Source organism: Nereida sp. MMG025 (assembly GCF_021654165.1).
GTDB lineage: Bacteria > Pseudomonadota > Alphaproteobacteria > Rhodobacterales > Rhodobacteraceae > Nereida.
On sequence record NZ_JAKFZN010000002.1, the window covers coordinates 258,470 to 278,590 of the forward strand.

The window sequence follows — 20,121 nt, forward strand, 5'->3', positions numbered from 1 at the left end:
ACCAATCGTTTACAAAACGCAAACAGACCGTTTCCATAGATACTAGTCTGTCATTTCAATTTGGTAAACGAAAAGCTGTTTTATTGCAGCCACTTGCCCCCAAACATCAAACCCTGTTGCACCATATCCTCCCACCCCCTGTAATGGGCAGAGGTTTCGCACCACAGATCGGGTTGCTGCGTGATATGATCATAGTAATCACCATATCTCTCGCTATGGGTGAAATGTTCTGCGCGATGTTTTTCGCTAGATGATTTTTCGATGACTTCAGGTAGAAATTTTGAATGCAGCAATACACCTGACGGAAGGCCAAGACGGGCATCAAGACCACGATTCAAGCGCCGGGGCAGAGCAATGTGCATTGAGCTGAGGTAAGCATAAGACCGGTGCCAGAAAATCAACGGTGTCTTGTCGAGATGAGGGGCATGATCTGGCGTATCGGCAAAAAACATACGTTTGCGTGGCCCGCCGCGCACCGAAATATTACTGAATTTGGCAAGACGCTCGTAGGTGTAGGTGTCCGCATCATACCATGCCAAAGCTTCTGTCGGATTCTGGCCCGCGCGGTAAGGCACGCTTCCGATGGGCCCTTTTGGATAGAGGTCCAGCATCACGGCAGCGAAACACTCCGCTTTATTTGCGGCCAGCCATTTCGTCAGTTCCTTGAGTCCCCGTTCCCCCCAATGGGGATAAATCAGGCATTCATCGACATCCAAGGTCAGACACCAACGCCCGTGGCCATGAGACCGCAAAAGCCAGTTCAGCCAATCCATGCCGAACCGAGACCCCTTATAGCTGTGATCTGTCCGCCAAACCGAAACATCGTCCTGCTGCGCCAAATATTCGGACGTTCCATCGTCGCTGCCATTGTCGACAATCAGAAAGTGCGCAACGCCAAGCTGCCTGTGGTGTGCGAGGAAAAAGGGAAGCCGTGTAATTTCGTTTCGGACTGTGCTGAAGGCCAGAATTGCATCTGATGGCAATTCATTGGTTCGGTCAGTGACGCATGAAAGCTCTCGCCGCTTTTGAAATGCGCGCCAAAGAAGGCGACGGCGTTTCCATCTCAGCTTGTAGGCGCGCCACGGGTCTTGCAGGTCAACATCCATCACAAGACCCTTTCAGGCCACTGCTTATTGGGCTGCGCGCTGCGTTCCCACAACATGCGAAAGATAGTCTGAAAACTCGTCGCGCAGCTCTTCACGGGCCAGCCCAAAGGCGACTGTCGCCTGCAAAAACCCTGCTTTAGAGCCACAATCATAGCGCTGCCCACGAAAACGGAAGCCGTAGACACCACGATCTTTTTCGATCTCACGCGCGATTGCATCGGTCAGCTGAATTTCGCCGCCAGCGCCAGATTTCATCTGGTTCAAGTTCTGCAAAACTTTTGGCGACAGGATATACCGGCCAATCACAGCCAAATTCGATGGCGCTTTTTCGGCTTCGGGTTTTTCAACCATGCCTTTTACGGACACCATCGATCCCATGTCTTCCTGAATATCCAAAACGCCGTAAGAGCTTATGGCTGTCTTGGGCACTTCCATGGCAGCCACCATCGACCCGCCTGTTTCTTCGTAGGCTTCCACCATCTGTTGTAGGCATGGTTTGTCGGCGGCAATCACGTCATCGGGCAAAATCACGGCGAAAGGCTCGTTGGCAATCAGACGGCGTGCGCACCAGACCGCGTGGCCCAGACCAAGTGCTTTGTGCTGACGGATATACGCAATCGCGCCACTGTCCATGTTTGTGTTCTTCAAGGTTTCCAGAAGTTCGTCTTTGCCCTTCTTGCGCAACTCTTGTTCAAGGGTTGGCGAGTGATCAAAGTAATCCTCAAGCGCACCCTTGCCGCGCGACGTCACAAAGATGAATTCCTTAATGCCTGCTGCACGCGCTTCATCGATCGCATATTGGATCAACGGGCGGTCAACCAATGTCATGATTTCTTTCGGCACCGATTTGGTCGCTGGTAAAAACCGCGTCCCAAGTCCCGCCACAGGAAAAATCGCCTTTGTAACCTTTTTTCGCATCTCAAATCCCACCTAACACTCTTTAGAACTCTGTCGGTTCTCTACAATTTGGATTGTTTACAATTAAGGCAACAATAAGGCATTTTTTCTGATCTGTCGAAAAGGGGAAATATTCCTGCGGATTGTCGCTAGATGGTTGCGTTTTTTGTTGACCCCCGCGTCAAGCCAAACCCATCTCTGCCATCATTTTTTCCAGCTTCGGAACGTCTTCGGGATTGTTCAATTCCCAAAACTGGCGACCGCGTGCTTGGACTTCCACACATAGCATATGGCGCCCACGCTCAAGAAACCGAAGCTGCTCTAACCCTTCGAGCGTTTCCAGCGCTCCGGCTTGCCACGTTGGATAGGCGGTCAGCGCATCTGGCCGATACCCGTAGACCCCCACATGATGATAAACAGGCGTCGGCATATCATCGGCGTAATTGACACTGGTAAACGGGATCACTTCTTTACTGAAATAAAGCGCGTTTTTATCCGTCCCAAACACCGCGGTTGTGCCGCCTACGCGGCCCTCTTTGCGATCATTCATAAGGTCTTTGTGCATGGCTCCATCACAGCGCAAAACCGGCGTTGCGACCTCTGCGCTTGGGTTTGCCTCAAGCCCTGCAATCAGATCCTCAATGAACCATGCAGGGGTCAGCGGTGCATCGCCCTGCAAATTCACCACGATGTCATATGGCTCGGCCAACGTCGAATAGGCCTCAGCACACCGTTCGGTGCCGTTTTGGCACTGCTCGGACGTCATGACGACCTCCGCGCCAAAACCCTCAGCCGCTGCCTTGATGCGATCATCATCCGTGGCGACCACCACGCGCGCTACACCTTGCACCTCCATCGCCGCGCGCCATGATCTCTCGATCAGGCTTCGTTTTTCACCTGTTGCACCAGTCAGGGCGACAAGTGGTTTTCCAGGATAGCGCGTGCTGGCAAACCGCGCGGGGATCAGGATCAAAACAGACACTAATCAGGCCTTTTTCAGCTCTACACCCGGGGCATAGGCAATAAAAAACGGATTGGCGTAGTCAGGCTTTCCGTATGTCAGGGGTGTATGATCGTCAAAACGGATCACGTGCCCGCCAGCACCGTTCAAAACAGCATGACCCGCCGCCGTATCCCATTCCATCGTCCGACCGACGCGGGGGTAGATGTCAGCTTCACCTGTGGCGATTAGACAGAACTTCAGCGACGATCCCGCGCTTTTCATATCGGCGACGTTGTATTTGCCGATGTAATCATCCGTCGCTTGGTCGCGGTGCGATTTCGACGCGACGACCAAAAGCGCAGAATTGTCTGGATTAGACACTGATATGGGCGTGGTTTCGCCGATGGTTTCTTTGGCAAAAGGTGCAGCTTCTTCCACTGTCGTTCCATCCGCTTGTGTAAAGAACAAACGATCTTTGGCAGGCGCATATACAACGCCGCGCACGGGAACGCCGTTTTCGACATACGCGATGTTGACGGTGAAGTCGCCACGGCGGTTAATGAACTCCTTGGTGCCATCAAGCGGGTCAACGATGATGAACGTATCGGCCTTTTGCGTATGGGTGCCAGACTGTTCTTCGGTGATCAAAAGCGTGTCGGGAAACGCGGCGCGCAGTCCTTCGGAAATGATCGCATCGGCCGCTTCATCCGCGGCTGTGACGGGGCTGTCATCGGACTTAACTTTGACGTCAAAATCATCCGCATCGTAAATTTCCATGATCTTGTCGCCCGCCTTCAGCGCCAATTCACGAAACACCGTTTCCATTTTTTGATAATCCAAAACCCTGCACTCCTGTCCGGTCACCCATATTCAATTGAAAAAATCCGCATCTCGCGTATTTTGATCCACGAGCGTTATGCGTCTGTGGTAACAAAACAGCAAGATAGCTGTGATCAGATGCGACCAAAGTGTAGCGAAAGCAGGAAGCCATGTTCCAATTTGAAGCAAAGCCCGCAGGACGGCGCCGCGCCGTCGGTATGCTTGAGTTGATCTACTACGGCATCGTTCGTGATGTGCGCAAAAGCCACGGCAATGCGCTGATCGGGCTTTTCATGAATGTCATGCAAACCATCATCTTTGTTGCAGCGTTCTATTTTATGTTTTCCATCTTGGGCATTCGCGGTTCTGCCCTGCGCGGGGATTTCCTGCTCTACATCATGACGGGGATTTTTCTTTTTCTGACCCACACAAAAGCGCTCAGCGCGGTCGTAGGCTCTGAAGGCCCTGCATCTCCGATGATGAAACATGCGCCGATGAATACAGCGATTGCGATTTGTTCGTCAGCGCTCGGGTCACTCTATATCCAGATTTTGTCGCTGTTTATCGTTTTGTTTCTCTATCATGTGATCATGACGCCCGTGCACATCGAAGACCCTATCGGGGCAATGGCGATGCTTTTGCTATCCTGGTTTTCTGGGGTGGCGATCGGGATGGTTTTGTTGGCGCTCAAACCGTGGATGCCCGGCGCGGTGCAGATGATTACCCAGATTTACAGCCGCGCAAATATGATTGCGTCCGGCAAGATGTTTGTGGCCAACACACTTCCAAGTTTCATGCTTGCGATGTTCGACTGGAACCCCCTGTTTCACTGCATTGATCAGGCGCGCGGCTATACATTCATCAATTACAACCCCCGCTATAGCAATTGGGAATACGCGATGATCGTGGCGATTATCTTTCTCATGGTTGGCTTGATGGGAGAGTTTTATACGCGCAAGAACGCGTCGGTGTCGTGGAGTGCGCGGCGTTGATCCGTATCTTTTTGGTGCTTCTGGCCCTTGCCTGCCCCGCATATGCCCAGAATTTCCCCGCGCTCTATGATGTCGATGGGGTGGGTGATGGCGATACATTGAATGTGCGCCGCGGCCCTGCCTTTGATGCAGAGGCTTTTGACGCGCTTGCAGCAGATGCCAAACGCATCGAAGTGGTCGAACAGAACGGCAAATGGTTTCGGATCAACCGCGGCGAGCAATCGGGATGGGTGGCCAGCCGCTATATGACCCCCAATCAGGGGGAGCCCGCCCAAATTGCCTGCGGCGGGACCGAGCCGTTTTGGTCACTCACAAAAACGGCAGAAGGCCCCTATCGCTTGCGGATTTTAGGCGATTACAACATGGCGTTCACACCGCTGCCCACAATTCGCTCGGCCAATGATACCCGTGTGATGACCACATTGGGCAAAGGTAACCCTGGTCAGCTTCAGGTCATTCAGCGACAGCAATCATGCAACGACGGAATGAGCGATGCGAAATACGGACTGGCCATTGATCTTATTCTGACCCGCACAGAACAAAGCGAACAACAGCTTTATTCGGGATGTTGCGCGCTTAGGTAACGACCCGAAGGGTCAGATTTATCCGCCCGCCCTTGGCCAACAAGGTCGAACTGTTCGGCTTCAACCGATCAATCCCGTGATACAAAAGCCGCGCCTGCCCGCCCATCACAACCACATCACCAGATTGCAGCCAGACGCTTTCTGTCTTCCCACCGCGCGTCTCATGGCCCACCCGAAACAGCGCATCATCCCCAAGCGACACAGAAACCACCGGCATCTCGAAATTGGCCTCGTCACGGTCTTGGTGCATCCCCATTTTCGCATCCGTACCGTAATAGTTGACCAAACAACATTCCGGTGGCCGATCGACACCCGCAACCGTGGTCCAGATGCCCAAAACAGACGGCGGTATCACAGGCCAGGGCGTGCCGTTGGGATGGCTTTGCGCATAGCGGTATCCCTGCCCGTCGGTCACCCAACCAAAGCGGCCAGCACTGGTCATCTTAACACTCATCGCTTTGCCAGATGGTGTTACGGGGGTCACAAAGGGGGCCTGTTTGGCAATGGTACGCACGTCCTCTACCAGCGCCAGTTGCGCATCCCGATCCAGCATATCTTTGTAGACCTGCATCCCTCTCAAATTCAAACTTGGCCGCACCTGAAAAAAATCCTTCGATTTAGGCAATTGAATCTCACTCGTGCGCTTGCAGCACCTCTACCCCCTCCTTATATACGGCGCACACTGGAATTGTCCCCTCATGGGGACGCTCAAATGGGATTGGGGCTTGGATGCCGGGCAATTGGGTCCGCGCCCCACGACATCGCCGATAAAGGAGCACACACATGGCCAAAGTAATTGGTATCGACCTCGGAACGACAAACTCCTGCGTGGCTATCATGGATGGCTCGCAACCCCGCGTGATCGAAAACGCAGAAGGTGCGCGCACGACCCCTTCGATCGTTGCATTTACAGATGATGAACGCCTCGTTGGCCAGCCGGCCAAACGGCAGGCTGTCACCAACCCGGACAATACAATTTTCGGCGTAAAGCGCCTGATCGGCCGTCGGTTTGACGACGCTGATCTGGAAAAAGATAAAAAGAACCTGCCATTCAACGTCGTCAATGGCGGCAATGGCGATGCTTGGGTAGAAGCCAAGGACGAAAAATACAGCCCTTCGCAGATCTCGGCCTTCATCCTGCAAAAGATGAAAGAAACCGCTGAATCGTATCTGGGCGAGGACGTCAAACAAGCCGTCATCACCGTGCCTGCATACTTCAACGACGCACAACGCCAAGCCACCAAAGACGCGGGCAAGATCGCAGGCCTCGAAGTGCTGCGCATCATCAACGAGCCGACTGCGGCTGCCTTGGCCTATGGTCTGGACAAAAAAGAGACGCAAACCATCGCGGTTTATGACCTTGGCGGCGGTACATTCGACGTCACCATCCTCGAGATCGACGATGGCCTGTTCGAAGTGAAATCCACCAACGGTGACACGTTCCTTGGTGGTGAAGACTTCGATATGCGCATCGTCAACTACCTTGCGGACGAGTTCAAAAAAGAAAACGGCGTTGATCTGACCAAAGACAAAATGGCCCTGCAGCGCCTGAAAGAAGCCGCTGAAAAAGCCAAGATCGAACTGTCCAGCGCCAGCCAGACAGAGATCAACCAACCGTTCATCTCGATGGACGGATCGACAGGTCAGCCTTTGCACCTTGTGGTCAAGCTGACACGCGCCAAGCTGGAAAGCCTTGTGGGTGATCTGATCAAAGCGTCGATGAAACCGTGCCAAGCCGCGTTGAAAGACGCTGGTCTATCCACTGGGGATATCGACGAGATCGTCCTGGTGGGCGGTATGACCCGTATGCCCAAAGTGATCGAGGAAGTGACAAAGTTCTTCGGTAAAGAGCCAAACAAAGGTGTAAACCCTGATGAGGTTGTCGCCATGGGCGCGGCCATCCAAGCAGGCGTTCTGCAAGGCGACGTCAAAGACGTGGTTCTTCTGGACGTGACACCCTTGTCGCTTGGCATCGAAACCCTTGGTGGCGTGTTCACACGTCTGATCGATCGCAACACGACGATCCCGACCAAGAAGTCGCAAATCTTCTCGACTGCTGAAGACAACCAGAACGCCGTGACGATCCGTGTTTTCCAGGGTGAACGCGAAATGGCCGCCGACAACAAAATCCTCGGCCAGTTCAACCTTGAAGATATCCCGCCGGCACCACGCGGCATGCCTCAGATCGAAGTAACTTTCGACATTGATGCCAACGGTATCGTATCGGTTGGCGCGGCTGACAAAGGCACTGGCAAGGAGCAGAAGATCACGATCCAAGCTTCGGGTGGCCTGTCGGACGCAGACATCGACCAAATGGTCAAAGACGCCGAAGAAAATGCAGAGGCCGACAAAGAGCGCAAGGAATTGGTGGAAGCCAAAAACCAAGCGGAAAGCCTGATCCATTCGACTGAAAAGTCGATGGAAGAGCATGCCGATAAGGTGGACCCGACCACAATCGAAGCCATCGAATTGGCGATCGCCGCGCTGAAAGACGATCTGGAAACAGAAGATGCCGGCAAGATCAAAGGCGGCATCCAGAATGTCACCGAAGCGGCCATGAAACTGGGCGAAGCCATTTACAAGTCGGCACAAGAAGAAGCCGCTGGTGAACAGCCCGCTCCGGAAGATGGCCCTGCAGGCGTAGACGACGATATCGTCGACGCTGACTTCGAAGATCTGGACGAAGACAAACGCGCTTAACCCGCGCATCTGGAACCAATGACGCCAGCCCATTTGTCCCGTCAAACGGACGGGGCTGGCGTTCACGTTCCAAAAGGGGAGTAACCCATGGCAAAACGTGACTATTACGAAACGCTCGGTATCTCGCGCGGGGCAGATGCTGCCGAAATCAAAAAAGCGTATCGGACAAAAGCAAAAGAGCTTCACCCCGATCGCAACGCCGACAACCCAGAAGCCGAAGCCCAATTCAAAGAAGCCAACGAAGCCTACGAAGTCCTGAAGGATGCAGACAAAAAAGCGGCTTACGACCGCTACGGTCATGCTGCGTTCGAAGGCGGTATGGGTGGCGGACGACCCGGTGGTGGCATGGGTGGCCAACAAGGCGACTTCGCCAGCGCGTTTTCGGATGTGTTCGACGATCTCTTTGGTGACTTCATGGGCGGCCAGCGCGGCGGCGGTGGACGCACCCGCGCCAGCCGTGGCTCGGACCTGCGCTACAATTTGCGCATCTCTTTGGAAGAGGCCTACGCAGGGCTGCAAAAGACGATCAACGTCCCGACCTCTGTGGCCTGTGATGTTTGCAATGGCTCAGGTGCGGAAGGCGGCGCAGAACCAACCACCTGCCCAACCTGTTCGGGTATGGGCAAAGTCCGTGCGCAACAGGGCTTCTTTACGGTAGAACGCACCTGCCCCACCTGTTCAGGTATGGGTCAGATCATCAAGAACCCCTGCAACGCCTGTGGTGGCGCAGGGCGCACCGAAAAGGAACGCGCGCTTTCGGTCAATATCCCTGCGGGGGTCGAAACGGGCACACGTATCCGCCTGGCTGGCGAAGGCGAGGCAGGCATGCGCGGTGGTCCAACGGGCGATCTGTATATCTTCATCGAAGTCTCGGACCACGAGATTTTTGAGCGCGAATCGACAAATCTCTTCTGCCGCGTTCCAGTCTCTATGACATCTGCCGCAATGGGTGGTGATATCGAAGTGCCAACCATCGACGGTGGTCGGAGCCGCGTGAAAATCCCTTCAGGTAGTCAATCAGGGCGCCAGATGCGGTTGCGCGGCAAAGGCATGCCTGCCCTGCGCGGGGGCGGGACAGGTGATATGTTTATCGAACTGGCCGTCGAAACGCCCGTGAACCTGACCTCCAAGCAAAAAGAGCTGCTGCGCGAATTTGAAAAGCTGTCCGAAGACAACAACCCCGAGTCGTCCAATTTCTTTTCAAGCGTTAAGAAGTTCTGGGATTCGATGAAGGGTTAACCAAAAATTTAGGGAATCGGCGCAACGTCGGTTCCCATGACCGCCCTAGATCGTTTCAGTGAAAATCCCCTGCCGCTCTTTGAAGGCCAAGAGCTTTTGATCACGGGGCCCAAAGGGGCCGACCCTGCGTATATCAAAGATCATCGGCGCCGTTTACGCGACCGCTTTTGCGGTGGCGGCGCTGCATCGCTTCCCGACTATGAACTGCTTGAACTTATTCTGTTCCGCTCACTTCCCAAATGCGATGTGTCCCCGGTCGCGCGCCGTCTGATCGACACCTTCGGCGATCTGAATGCCGTCCTGTCTGCCAGCAAAGAACGCCTGATCGAAGTCCGCGGTGTCGGTGATGTTGTCGCAACCGATCTCAAAATTATTGAGGCTGCCACCCACCGCATGGCCCGCGCCAAGGTGATGGACCGACCCGTCCTGTCAAGCTGGCAATCCCTGATCGACTATTGCCACACAGCCATGTCGCATCAGCAAACCGAAGTGTTCCGCGTTTTGTATCTTAACCGCAAAAATGTGCTGATCGCGGATGAAGAACAGGCCCGTGGCACGGTTGATCACGTTCCCGTCTACCCGCGCGAGATTATGCGCCGCTGTCTTGAGCTTAACGCAAGCGCCCTCATCCTTGTTCACAACCATCCCTCTGGCGATCCCACTCCGTCCCAATCGGATATCGAGATGACCCTGAACATAGAAACCGCAGCACAGGCTTTGGGTCTGGTCCTGCATGATCACCTCGTGATCGGAAAATCCCGCGAAATCAGCATGCGCAGCGATGGCTACCTATAGCAAAAGGCGCCCCCGTTTCCGAAGGCGCCTTAAAGCAAACTGTCTGTCAGAGTATTAGCGTTGTGCCAACGTGATGTCGGACACCATATCGTTCAAAACAATAAGGTCACCAACGGCATCACAGGCTGGCATCTCGACAACAAGGTCTAGCACCGTTTTCTCACCGCTTGCTGTGCGTTGCAGGCTTTGCGCTTCGACCTGTGTGCCACAGTTGCGTGCTGTCACCTCAGCTTCAACACTCAGATCAATGTCCCCTTCCGTGCGGGGCAATCCCGACGGAAATGTATAAACTTCGGCCTGCAAAGCATCGGCGACACCAAGCTTTGTCAAAAAGCCACCTGATCCGCTGGCAACCGCACTGACATCGCGTGGCGCATCACTCCACACGTGTCCATCCGTGCCGTAATCGGCACCGAACTCAAGCGCGTGAATGGCCACGCCTGCATCGCCGCGCCATTGTAAAACAACGCGGTCATACATGCCCATGCTATCAACAGTGGTGGTCGCAACTGCACCTTCTTCATTGGGGAAGGCCACAATAAACACCGCTTGTTCGTTTAGGGCAGGCGCATCAAACCTCGCCTTGCCATCTGTGTCCGTTGCAATGGTGAACATCATGCCTTCGTGATGGATCGTTGCCCGTTCATTGGCCAAACATGGCGCGTGCAGATCCAGCGTAACCATCGCGGCGGCCGCGGGCGTTGCTGTCATCGACACGCCGCAATCCGCAACCGCCAAAGGTGCTGCTTCGACGTCGGGGGATACAAGGACATCTGGCGCAGCAACAAGTGTTGGGGCTGGTGTCTGGATCATCGTTTGGTCTGTCGCAACCGCTTGGGTTGGCGTGACAGGGGCAACAGGGGTCGGCACAATGACACCCGCCTGAACAGGTTGTGTTGTCGCAACAAAGCTAACCTCGCCACTCGATGCATCTTGCCCGATCCGCGACGCTGTCGCATCGCTGTTCTGCATAAAAAACCCAATCGCAGCGGCTACAAAAATAGTGCCGCCCGCAGTGGCATAGCGTTTAATATCAACCATGTTCGACTCCCGTCCCGATGGAATTCTGGGAACGGTATGACAGTCGATTCGGTTAGCGCCGTGTCGCAATCAAGGTCATTTGCGGACAAGACTGCCCGATTTTTGCCTTATCTCCGACAGCTTGGACCATTAAGCCAACCTGCCGTGGCAGTGTTTGAACTTCTTGCCAGACCCACAAGGGCACGGATCGTTTCGGCCGGGATTACCCCATGTGGTCGGATCGCTTTCGACAAACCCTTCGATCGCATTTTCGTTGGGCGCCGGCATCTGTTCTTCCGCCGCACCTGCCATCTGGGCGCGCTGCGCCTCAATCTGGGCCATCATCGCCTTTTGCTCTTCTTCGGTCATGGGGCGAATTTGCGACAGTTTTTGTGTCACATCTTCACGCAACCCATCAAGCAAGGCTTCAAACAGCTGAAAGCTTTCCGTCTTGTATTCGTTCAAAGGATCACGCTGCGCATATCCGCGGAACCCAACGACCGAGCGTAGATGCTCAAGCGTGACAAGATGTTCGCGCCACTTGGCATCAATTGTATTCAGCAGGATTTGTTTTTCGATCCCGCGCATCACGTCATCGCCGAAAGCGGCGGTCTTTTCCGCCATCAGCTTATCACCCGCTTCTTCAAGACGTTCGATAATGACTTCGTCATCAACGCCTTCTTCTTCGGCCCATGCAATCACGGGGACATCAAGGTTCAACCGCTCGATGGTGGCCGCGTACATTTCCTCGGTGCGCCATTGATCGGCATAGGTTTTAGGCGGCATGAATTCGTATACCAGATCATCGATGACCTGATCGCGCATATCCTTTGTGATTTCGGATACATCGCTACTTTGCATGATCTCCATCCGTTGACGGAAGATCACCTTGCGCTGCTCATTCATGACATCGTCATATTTCAACAGCTGCTTACGAATGTCGAAGTTACGGCCTTCGACTTTGGCTTGCGCTTTCTCAAGCGATTTGTTGACCCAAGGATGCACAATCGCTTCGCCTTCTTTCATGCCAAGCTTGGACAAGACCGCGTCCAACCGCTCTGACCCGAAGATGCGCATCAAATCATCTTCAAGGCTCAGGAAAAAGCTGGAGCGCCCAGGATCGCCCTGTCGCCCCGAACGGCCACGCAACTGGTTATCAATGCGGCGGCTTTCATGACGTTCCGTTGCCAGAACATACAGCCCACCGGCGTCTTTGACCTTTTGCTTTTCTTCCGCGACGCTGGCTTCAATGCGGGTGCGCACAGCTTCCGGATCAGCTTCGGGGTCAGCGGCCAAGGCCTCCATCACCTGCATCTCGACATTGCCGCCAAGCTGAATGTCCGTGCCCCGACCCGCCATATTGGTGGCAAGGGTCACAGCGCCCAAACGGCCCGCCTTGGCGATGATTTGGGCTTCCTGCTCGTGCTGGCGCGCATTCAGCACGTTATGCTCAATGCCTTCTTTGGTCAGAACCTGACTGATGTATTCCGATTTTTCGATCGAGGTCGTGCCAACCAAAACCGGTTGGCCCTTTTCATTCGCCTCTGTCAGCGCCTTGATGACAGCACCATATTTTTCATCAGCCGTGCGGAACACCTGATCATGTTCATCGATACGCGCAATGGGCTTGTTGGTCGGCACTTCAACCACACCAAGACCATAGATTTCGGCGAATTCTTCCTCTTCGGTCTTGGCCGTGCCCGTCATGCCAGACAGCTTGTCATACAGGCGGAAGTAGTTCTGGAATGTCACGGACGCCAACGTCACGTTTTCGGGCTGGATCTGGACACCTTCTTTGGCCTCGATCGCTTGGTGCAGACCATCTGACATGCGCCGCCCTGGCATCAGGCGACCTGTATGTTCATCCACAAGGATCACATCACCGTCACGCACAACATAGTGCACATCGCGCAAGAACAGCTTATGCGCCGAAAGTCCTTGGTTCACATGGTGGACCAGCGTAACGCTTTCGGGGTCATAAAGGGTCTGCCCGTCTTCCAGCAGCCCTTCGCGGTGCAAACGCTCTTCCAGCCACTCGTTACCTTCTTCCGAATAGGTCACGTTGCGGGTTTTTTCGTCCAGCTTGTAATGCTCTTCGGTCAGATCAGGGATGATCTTGTTCACGATGGTATAAAGCTCTGATCGATCTTCGGAAGGGCCTGAAATGATCAACGGCGTCCGCGCCTCATCAATCAAGATACTGTCCACCTCATCCACAATGGCAAAGTTGTGGGGGCGCTGCGCCATTTGCGACAGCTCTGATTTCATGTTGTCGCGCAGATAATCAAAGCCCAATTCGTTGTTGGTGGCATAGGTGATGTCTGCTGCATAAGCCGCTTGTTTTTCACCGTCAGGCTGCTGCGGATAAACCACCCCTGTGGTCATCCCAAGGGCCGCATATACCTTGCCCATCCACTCGGCATCCCGCTTGGCCAGATAATCGTTCACCGTCACGATATGCACGCCCTTGCGGGTCAGCGCATTCAGATAGGCAGGCAAGGTGGCCACAAGGGTCTTGCCCTCGCCTGTTTTCATTTCTGCGATGTTGCCTTGGTGCAGGAAAATCCCGCCCATCAACTGCGTATCAAACGCCCGTAATCCCAATGCACGTTTGCCCGCCTCACGACAGTTGGCAAACGCCTCGGGCAACAGATCATCAAGGCTTTCACCCCCGATCGCACGTTCAGACAGCTCCTTGGTTTTTTCGATCAGACCCTCATCGCTAAGCGCCTCAAACTCGGGTTCCAACGCATTGATTTTCTCGATCGTGGCGCGGGTCGCTTTGACTTTGCGATCATTGGGGGTGCCAAACACTTTTTTGGCAATGGTTCCGAAACCGAGCATGTCTTTTCCTAAGCCTCATCCGCTAAAAGCGGCCTATACAATTTTGTCATCGAACAGGTGGTTGCCCGTCCCGACTGCGCCCCATACATATAGGTTCAACCAGTCGTCCCAGACCCTGTCGGCCCAGTGCTGAATTTGATGTAAGGGCCGCCTATCACAGTGTCAACGGCGTGGCCCTGCCAGCCAATAGTCTTGCTCCTCGAAAGGACATTTTCATGCAAAAACCACTTAATTTCCTTGGCGCCGTGGCGCTTGGCCTTACTCTCGCCCTGCCAGCAACGGCACAAGAGGCAGATGTGAATACCGTTGTGGCCACCGTGAATGGCACTGACATCACCCTGGGTCATATGATTGCTGCACGCGCACGTCTGCCGCAGCAATACGCCCAACTGCCCCCAAATGTCCTCTATGATGGCCTGCTGGACCAGCTGACACAGCAAACGCTGCTGTCGCAAAGCATGGACGAGGTGCCCAACCGCGTGGCCATCACTCTTGAAAACGAACGCCGCTCTCTTCTGGCTGGTGAAGTCATCACCGCCGCAACAGAAGGCGCAGCATCTCAAGAAGCCCTGCAAGACGCCTATAACGCCCGCTTTGCAGATGCCGAACCAGAGACAGAATACAGCGCCGCGCATATTCTGGTCGAAACCGAGGAAGAAGCCGCAGAGATCAAAACGATGATCGAAGACGGTGGTGATTTCGCCGAACTCGCCCGCGAGAAATCTACAGGACCATCGGGTCCCAACGGCGGTGATCTGGGTTGGTTTGGCAAAGGTATGATGGTCAAACCTTTTGAGGATGCGGTTGTCGCCCTTGAAGCAGGTGCCGTGTCCGATCCCGTCCAGACACAATTTGGCTGGCACATCGTAAAGCTGAACGAAACACGCCTGAAAGATGCGCCTGCTTTTGAAAGCGTCCGCGCCGAACTTCAGTCAGAGCTTGAACAAGCCGCCGTCCAGGCCCGCATCGACGAATTGGAAGCCGCCGCCGAAATCACCAAAGCCGAAACAGGCGCAATCGACCCTGCGGTTCTGACAAACTACGACCTCTTGAACCAGTAAGCACCGATGACAAAATCACCCCTCGCCCCCGCTGATTTCCCGCTTCTTCCAATGATCGGCGGGGTCAAATTTGCCACCGCGCAGGCGGGGGTGAAATACCGTGACCGAACCGATGTAATGCTGGCGGTGCTTGATGAAGGCACCTCTATTGCGGGCGTATTCACAAAATCGGCAACGCGTTCGGCCCCAGTGCTGGACTGTCAGGAAAAACTGGGCGGCACATCAGGTGGTCCGGCCGCGTTTCTTGTGAATTCGGGCAACTCCAACGCGTTTACAGGGCGGGCTGGCACAGAATCGGTGCAGGCGATTTGCGCGGCTGTCAGCGCGCAAACAGGGATCAACCCGTCCCGCATTTTCACATCCTCCACCGGCGTCATCGGCGAACGTCTGCCCCACGACCGGATCACCGCAAAGATGGCCGAACTTCATGACGGTCTGTCGCCTGGCAAAATCAAAGGCGCCGCAGAAGCGATCATGACAACCGATACCTTCCCCAAAGGCGCGGGGACCGAGGTAGAGGTGAACGGACAGACCGTGAAAATTACGGGCATCGCAAAAGGATCTGGCATGATTGCGCCTGATATGGCTACAATGCTGGTCTATATCTTTACCGATGCCGCCATTCCGCAACCTGATCTGCAAACGCTGGTCAGCGATCTGAACGAACGCACCTTCAACTGCATCACCGTTGATAGCGATACCTCGACCTCGGACACGCTGCTGGTTGCCGCAACCGGCACAAGCGGCGTTGACGTGACGGATAGTGCAGAGTTCCGCGACGGGTTGCACGATGTCATGCAAGACCTCGCCAAACAGGTGGTGCGCGATGGCGAAGGCGCAACAAAGTTCATCACCATCAAGATCAGTGGTGCCGCCAATGACGCAGAGGCCAAAACCTGTGGGCTGGCGGTGGCAAACTCGCCCCTCGTGAAAACAGCCATCGCCGGAGAGGACCCCAATTGGGGCCGCGTGGTCATGGCCGTGGGCAAAGCAGGTGTGCAAGCAGACCGCGATCTGCTGTCCATCACCTTTGGCGATGTCCTCGTGGCCGACAAAGGATGGGTCAGCGAAAACTATACCGAAGCAGATGGTGCCGCCGTGATGAAAAAACCCGAAATCACCATTGGCGTTGATCTTGGCATCGGATCAGGGACAAGCACGGTTTGGACCTGCGACCTGACACATGGCTACATCACCATCAACGCGGATTACCGATCATGAAAACCGTTCTCGTCTCTGCCGTGGCTCTGATTGATCCCGATGGTCGTGTCCTGTTGGGGCAACGCCCCGAGGGCAAATCAATGGCAGGCCTATGGGAATTTCCGGGCGGCAAAGTCGAAGATGGCGAGACACCCGAAGTGGCCTTGATCCGCGAGTTACAAGAAGAACTTGGGATCGACACATGGGAAAGCTGTCTGGCCCCGCTGACGTTTGCCAGCCACAGCTACGAAAAATTTCACCTGTTGATGCCGCTCTTTGCCTGCCGCAAATGGGAAGGCACACCACAGTCGCGCGAAGGCCAGGCGTTGAAGTGGGTGCATGCCAACCAGATCAAAGACTACCCCATGCCCGCGGCCGATATTCCCCTCATACCGATTCTGCGCGATTGGCTCTGAGTCGAATTGTGTCAAGAATTGGGCGGATGCGGCTTCTATATTTCCGCATGTTTACTAAATTTTAACTAAATATTGTGCAGATGACGCGGGATGCGTCAAAAATGTGGCAAAATTAGGACTGGTTTTGTCACAAAACGCCGCTATTGTTTCTTAAGTAACAACTGAGGTCTGCAGAATGCTTAAAACAATCATCATCGGAAGTTGCGTATCTGTTCAAGGGATCGTTGAGAAAACCCTTTCAAACGGGATGGTGCGCGTGCGCGTCGGCAATAAGACCTTTGAAGGTCGGCCTGTCTAACCACCCTTTTTACCGAACCACGAAAAAAGGGCGCTGATCATCAGCGCCCTTTTTCTATTTTTTGGCGATGGACCGGTTTAGTCCAAAGACCGCTCGACCTCTTCACGCTCGAAGATTTCGATCACATCATCAGGGCGGATATCGTCGTAGTTCTCAAACGCCATACCGCATTCCTGACCTGACTGAACCTCGGGCACCTCGTCTTTGAACCGCTTGAGCGTTTTCAAAGTGCCCTCATGGATCACAACGTTATCGCGCAGCAAACGCACACCAGCCGAACGGCGGGCCACGCCTTCCGTCACCAGACACCCTGCCACCTTACCAACATTCGACACCTTAAAGACGTCCTTGATCGTGGCGTAACCGATGAAGTTCTCTTTGATCTCGGCAGACAGCAGGCCACTTGCCGCCGCTTTCACATCATCCACCAGATCATAGATCACCGAATAATAGCGGATCTCGACACCCTTCTGGTTGGCTACATTACGTGCCGTCGCATTGGCACGCACGTTAAAGCCAAAGACAGGTGCGCCGCTGGCTTCCGCCAGACCAATGTCGCTTTCTGTGATGGCGCCAACGCCCGAATGCAGCACGCGCACGCGCACCTCATCGTTGCCGATCTTCTCCATCGCTTGCACGATCGCTTCTGCAGACCCCTGCACATCGGCTTTCACCAGAATAGGCAGTTCGCTGACGTTTTCGTCGGCTTTGGCATTCGCCATAAGCTGTTCCAACGTCGTCGCAGCGCCAGCCGCCGCGCGTTTGTCCTTGGCGGCCTGCGCGCGGTATTCCGCAATCTCGCGGGCCTGCGCTTCGGTGTCGGTCACGTTCAGAACATCACCCGCTTCGGGCGTCCCGTTCAGGCCAAGCACCTCAACAGGCACTGATGGCCCCGCTTCTTTGACGCGCTCACCTTGGTCATTGACCAGCGCACGGACTTTACCCCACTGCTCACCAACCACAAAGATATCACCTTGCTTCAGCGTGCCTGTTTCAACCAACACAGTTGCAACAGGACCGCGGCCAACGTCCAGCTGCGCCTCAATCACGGCACCTTGGGCGGCGCGATTAGGGTTCGCTTTCAGTTCAAGCAATTCGGATTGCAGCGCAATCGCTTCAAGCAATTCATCAAGCCCGGTGCCATTGATGGCAGACACTTCAACATCCTGCACTTCACCAGACATCTTTTCGACGATGACTTCATGCTGCAACAGATCGGTGCGCACTTTGTCAGGGTTGGCCGCGGGACGGTCGATCTTGTTGATCGCCACAATCATCGGCACTTCTGCCGCTTTCGCGTGGTTAATCGCCTCAATCGTCTGTGGCATCACCGCGTCATCCGCAGCCACCACAAGGATAACAATATCCGTCACCTGCGCACCACGGGCCCGCATCGACGTAAATGCCGCGTGACCAGGTGTATCGAGGAATGTCAGCTTTTTGCCGTCCTGATCTACCTGATAGGCACCAATGTGCTGCGTGATCCCGCCAGCTTCGCCCGCGACAACACGCGCATTGCGGATCGCATCCAGAAGCGAGGTTTTACCGTGGTCAACGTGCCCCATCACAGTGATGACAGGGGGACGCGGCAACAGATCCTTGGGATCGTCTTTAATCTCGGAAATCACGTCCTCGACGTCAGCATCCGACACACGAACAACCTTGTGACCGAAGTCTTCAATGATCAGTTCGGCTGTATCAGCATCAATCGTCTGCGTTTGCGTCGCCATGATACCGTTTGTCATCAGGGCTTTTACAACATCAGCTACTTTTTCTGACATACGGTTGGCCAGCTCCGATACCATGATCGCTTCTGGCAACTGCACGTCACGCACAACCTTTTCACGCTCGACCGAACCACCCATCGCCTTCTGGCGTGCACGTTCTTGTTTGCGTTTCATCGCAGCCATAGAGCGTTGACGCCCGCCTTCACCACCCGAAAGGGCCTGGTTCAGCGTCAGCTTGCCAGAGCGGCGGCCGCCGTCATCGCCACGGCCTTTGTTGCGTTTTTGATCGCGGTCATCTTCCTTGCGGGGCGCAGGGGTCGCCTTGCCGCCACCGCGTGGGCCACTTGGTGCCGCAGCAGGCGCTGCCGCGGCCGGCGCCGCTGCGCGTTTGGCGGCTTCTTCGGCCTCGCGCTTTTTGCGAGCGTCCTCATCAGCCTTCGCTTTCAAAGCCTCTTCGCGTTCACGTTCTTCGCGCTCTTTGGCTTCTTGTTCTTCGCGCCGTTTCTGGCGGTCTTCCGCACGGGCCTTCTCTTCGGCCTCGCGTTTTGCTGCATCCTCGGCTTCGCGCGCCTTGGCTTGCTGCAACGCCTTCATGCGGCGTTCCATTTCAGCATCAGAAATGCCCGCAGGGCGCTTGCTTGGATCACCAGCAACAACGCCGGATCCTGCTTTCGTCTGCGTTCCGCCACCAGGCTTGGGCACCATCACGCGCTTGCGTTTGGTTTCCACAACAACGCTTTTTGTGCGTCCATGGCTGAAGCTTTGCTTCACATTGCCAGGGCCGCCGCGTCGAATACCGAGTGTCTTTTTACCGTCGTCTTCACTCATCGAGTGTTTTTCCTTTCCGACGTGCCTTCACGCCGTTCCATTCGCGTATCGCTTCCAGTTTGGAAGCAGTCTCTACAATACCGTTTGTGAGTCCACCAGCCGCGAGTGCGCCGTGTATCACACTTTCGCGGCCAAATGCCAAACCCAATTCATTTGCGGTCAAGCAACCGATAAACCGCCCCATATATGGGGTGCTCAGCTTTGATTTACCACGTTCCGACCCGTCAGAAGCCTGAAGCAGCACCTCCGCATAGTCCTTGACCAACCAGTCTTTGACCTTCTCATATCCAGCAACCGCATGCCCCGCCTTGCGCGACAATGCCATAAGGTCACTAAACCGCTTTACCAAAAGCACATCAATCTGACCAATCAGCGCGGGGTCAGCGGTGACCTTTTGCTTGGCCGCCTTGGAAAACAGCCCCTTGGAAATCGCTGTCGCAAGCGCAGATTTTTGCGCCGACACCCAGATGCCCCGACCAGGCAGCTTTTCCATAACATCGGGAAAAACCTGCGCATCAGGCCCCACCACAAAACGGATCAGGCCGCCTTTTGGCTGCACCTCACCTGTGGCAATGCACTTGCGTTCCGGACCGTCCAAGCGATCTTTGGTTGCGCCACCGCGACCCATGTCAAAGACCCCGAGGTCTGAAAA

At 54.8% G+C, this 20,121-nt stretch carries 17 protein-coding genes; 8 read left to right on the forward strand and 9 right to left on the reverse strand.

Translation table 11 applies throughout. The features are described 5' to 3' along the window. Window positions 1-80 precede the first annotated feature (80 nt). The 4 genes from L1065_RS07360 to cysQ all read right to left on the reverse strand — a co-directional run bounded on the left by L1065_RS07360 (window position 81) and on the right by cysQ (window position 3,771). A complete protein-coding gene (locus L1065_RS07360; protein ID WP_237094816.1) occupies window positions 81-1,106 on the reverse strand; it encodes a glycosyltransferase family 2 protein in 1,026 nt (341 codons plus the stop codon). 24 nt (window positions 1,107-1,130) lie between these two features. Further along, entirely contained in the window at window positions 1,131-2,024 is an 894-nt protein-coding gene (gene galU, locus L1065_RS07365) for a UTP--glucose-1-phosphate uridylyltransferase GalU (RefSeq protein WP_237094817.1), read from the reverse strand. Between the two features lie 160 nt (window positions 2,025-2,184). Continuing rightward, on the reverse strand, window positions 2,185-2,985 hold the full coding sequence (locus tag L1065_RS07370) for a 3-deoxy-manno-octulosonate cytidylyltransferase (protein WP_237094818.1): 801 nt from the start codon (window positions 2,983-2,985) through the stop codon (window positions 2,185-2,187). Between the two features lie 3 nt (window positions 2,986-2,988). Next, a complete protein-coding gene (gene cysQ / locus L1065_RS07375; RefSeq protein WP_370641158.1) occupies window positions 2,989-3,771 on the reverse strand; it encodes a 3'(2'),5'-bisphosphate nucleotidase CysQ in 783 nt (260 codons plus the stop codon). A 164-nt stretch (window positions 3,772-3,935) separates the two neighbouring features. On the opposite strand from cysQ, the gene L1065_RS07380 reads away from it, so the two are divergent. Next, entirely contained in the window at window positions 3,936-4,757 is an 822-nt protein-coding gene (locus L1065_RS07380; protein ID WP_237094820.1) for an ABC transporter permease, read from the forward strand. After that, complete coding sequence (locus L1065_RS07385) at window positions 4,754-5,341, forward strand: SH3 domain-containing protein (protein WP_237094821.1); 588 nt, start codon at window positions 4,754-4,756, stop codon at window positions 5,339-5,341. The genes L1065_RS07380 and L1065_RS07385 overlap by 4 nt, the downstream gene beginning before the upstream one ends. Here L1065_RS07385 and L1065_RS07390 read toward each other — a convergent pair. Next, on the reverse strand, window positions 5,334-5,912 hold the full coding sequence (locus L1065_RS07390) for an alpha-ketoglutarate-dependent dioxygenase AlkB (RefSeq protein WP_237094822.1): 579 nt from the start codon (window positions 5,910-5,912) through the stop codon (window positions 5,334-5,336). The two genes, L1065_RS07385 and L1065_RS07390, sit on opposite strands and share 8 nt — an antisense overlap. Window positions 5,913-6,124: 212 nt before the next feature. Here L1065_RS07390 and dnaK point away from each other — a divergent pair, with 212 nt between their 5' ends. From dnaK to radC, 3 genes are all read left to right on the forward strand, one after another. Then, window positions 6,125-8,041: a molecular chaperone DnaK gene (gene dnaK, locus L1065_RS07395; RefSeq protein WP_237094823.1), complete on the forward strand. Its 1,917-nt coding sequence runs from the start codon at window positions 6,125-6,127 to the stop codon at window positions 8,039-8,041. A gap of 87 nt (window positions 8,042-8,128) precedes the next feature. Next, window positions 8,129-9,280: a molecular chaperone DnaJ gene (dnaJ, locus tag L1065_RS07400; RefSeq protein WP_237094824.1), complete on the forward strand. Its 1,152-nt coding sequence runs from the start codon at window positions 8,129-8,131 to the stop codon at window positions 9,278-9,280. Between the two features lie 36 nt (window positions 9,281-9,316). Next, window positions 9,317-10,075, forward strand: a complete 759-nt coding sequence (gene radC, locus L1065_RS07405; protein WP_237094825.1) for a DNA repair protein RadC — start codon at window positions 9,317-9,319, stop codon at window positions 10,073-10,075. Window positions 10,076-10,129: 54 nt separating this feature from the next. Here the strand turns inward: radC and L1065_RS07410 are convergent, their stop codons facing one another. Together L1065_RS07410 and secA are read right to left on the reverse strand one after the other, a co-directional pair. Next, window positions 10,130-11,116, reverse strand: coding sequence for a hypothetical protein (locus tag L1065_RS07410; protein ID WP_237094826.1), 987 nt, complete (start codon window positions 11,114-11,116; stop codon window positions 10,130-10,132). A gap of 129 nt (window positions 11,117-11,245) precedes the next feature. After that, the gene (gene secA, locus L1065_RS07415) at window positions 11,246-13,939 is read right to left on the reverse strand and encodes a preprotein translocase subunit SecA (RefSeq protein ID WP_237094827.1); all 2,694 of its coding nucleotides are present in this window, start codon (window positions 13,937-13,939) and stop codon (window positions 11,246-11,248) included. A 215-nt stretch (window positions 13,940-14,154) separates the two neighbouring features. Between secA and L1065_RS07420 the strand changes: the two genes are divergently transcribed. Genes L1065_RS07420 through L1065_RS07430 form a run of 3 tightly spaced genes read left to right on the forward strand, consistent with a single transcriptional unit; the run spans window position 14,155 to window position 16,616 of the window. Further along, window positions 14,155-15,000 carry a peptidylprolyl isomerase gene (locus tag L1065_RS07420; RefSeq protein WP_237094828.1) on the forward strand — a complete coding sequence of 282 codons (846 nt, stop codon included), beginning with the start codon at window positions 14,155-14,157 and terminating at the stop codon, window positions 14,998-15,000. 6 nt (window positions 15,001-15,006) lie between these two features. Next, entirely contained in the window at window positions 15,007-16,221 is a 1,215-nt protein-coding gene (gene argJ / locus L1065_RS07425; protein ID WP_237094829.1) for a bifunctional glutamate N-acetyltransferase/amino-acid acetyltransferase ArgJ, read from the forward strand. Further along, window positions 16,218-16,616 carry a (deoxy)nucleoside triphosphate pyrophosphohydrolase gene (locus L1065_RS07430; protein WP_237094830.1) on the forward strand — a complete coding sequence of 133 codons (399 nt, stop codon included), beginning with the start codon at window positions 16,218-16,220 and terminating at the stop codon, window positions 16,614-16,616. The genes argJ and L1065_RS07430 overlap by 4 nt, the downstream gene beginning before the upstream one ends. A gap of 375 nt (window positions 16,617-16,991) precedes the next feature. On the opposite strand, the gene infB is transcribed toward L1065_RS07430, so the two are convergent. After that, window positions 16,992-19,469 (reverse strand): translation initiation factor IF-2, encoded by a 2,478-nt coding sequence (infB, locus tag L1065_RS07435; protein WP_237094831.1) that lies wholly within the window; start codon window positions 19,467-19,469, stop codon window positions 16,992-16,994. After that, window positions 19,462-20,097, reverse strand: a complete 636-nt coding sequence (locus L1065_RS07440) for an RNA-binding protein (protein ID WP_237094832.1) — start codon at window positions 20,095-20,097, stop codon at window positions 19,462-19,464. The genes infB and L1065_RS07440 overlap by 8 nt, the downstream gene beginning before the upstream one ends. Window positions 20,098-20,121 lie beyond the last annotated feature (24 nt).